Genomic DNA, 1,156 nt, shown 5'->3' on the forward strand with positions numbered 1-1,156 from the left:
CTGGGTGAAGCGTTCGGAGATTGATGGTGGTCTTCGGGCGGGGACGACGAGTGCGGATGCCCAGCGGATCCGGGAGTTGGAGAAGGAGAACCGGGAGCTGCGGCGCGCCAACGAGATCTTGAGGAAAGCGAGCGCGTATTTCGCCCAGGCGGAGCCAGGCCGCCGATAAGAGACATTGATGGGTTTATCGATGAGAACCGGGCAGAGTACGGGGTCGAGCTGATCTGTGAGCAGCTGGTGTCAGCCGGTGTCCAGGTCGCCCCGTCGGCGTATTGGGCGCGCAAGCAGCGTCCCCCATCGGCCCGATCGCAGCGTGTTGACGTGTTGAAGGGGGAGATCCGCCGGATTTATGAGGAGAACTATGAGGCCTTCGGCGCTCGGAAGATGCACGTCATGCTCAACCGGTCCGAGGCTGCCGCACACCATGGGGCAGGTCATGTCGCCCGCTGCACGGTGGAGCGCCTCATGAGAGCCATGAGTATCAGCGGCATCCGGAGGGCAAAGAGCCCGAACACTACCCGGTCCACACCCAAGGATCAGTGTCCGATGGACCGGGTGAATCGGCATTTCGCTGCGCTCGCGCCGAACATCTTGTGGGTGGCGGACATCACCTACGTGAAGACGCACGCCGGGTGGGTGTACGTCGCGTTCGTCACCGACGTCTACTCGCGTCGGATCCTGGGGTGGCAGACCTCCACCAGCTTGTACACCGACCTCGCCCTCGACGCGTTGAAAATGGCGATCTGGCGTCGACGCCGCGACGGCGCCGACCTAACAGGCCTCATTCACCATTCGGATCGGGGCGTCCAGTACACCGCGATCCGTTACGGGCACGCCCCTTGCCGACTGCGACGCCGTCTCCTCGGTCGGCTCCTACGACAACGCGCTCGCCGAGGCACTCAACTCGTTGTATAAAGCCGAACTGGTCCGAAACAAGGGCCCCTGGAACTCCATCGACGACCTGGAGATCGCGACGGCCCAATGGGTCCACTGGTACAACACCATCCGCCCTCATTCCGCGATCAACATGCACACCCCAGAAGAACACGACAACGCTCACACCCCACCCCCGCCGGAACAGACCAGACCCCACACCCCCCAAAAGGCAGCCGCCGCAACCAGATGAAACACCCTCTACAAAACCCGGGGCTTGACA

The 1,156-nt window shown here is 62.9% G+C and carries 1 protein-coding gene, 1 pseudogene and 1 other annotated feature; the gene and the pseudogene both read left to right on the forward strand.

The genetic code is table 11. The features are described from left to right. Positions 1–132 precede the first annotated feature (132 nt). Positions 133–264, forward strand: a sequence feature (AL1L pseudoknot). After that, positions 142–915 (forward strand): annotated as a pseudogene (locus JFX23_RS09250) (IS3 family transposase); the annotation flags it as partial. It overlaps the preceding feature by 123 nt. Next, positions 908–1,126, forward strand: a complete 219-nt coding sequence (locus tag JFX23_RS09670) for an integrase core domain-containing protein (RefSeq protein WP_198776649.1) — start codon at positions 908–910, stop codon at positions 1,124–1,126. The pseudogene JFX23_RS09250 and the gene JFX23_RS09670, both read left to right, overlap by 8 nt. The last annotated feature ends 30 nt before the right edge of the window (positions 1,127–1,156 follow it).

The sequence above is a fragment of the Schaalia cardiffensis genome (genome assembly GCF_016405145.1).
Lineage (GTDB): Bacteria > Actinomycetota > Actinomycetes > Actinomycetales > Actinomycetaceae > Pauljensenia > Pauljensenia cardiffensis.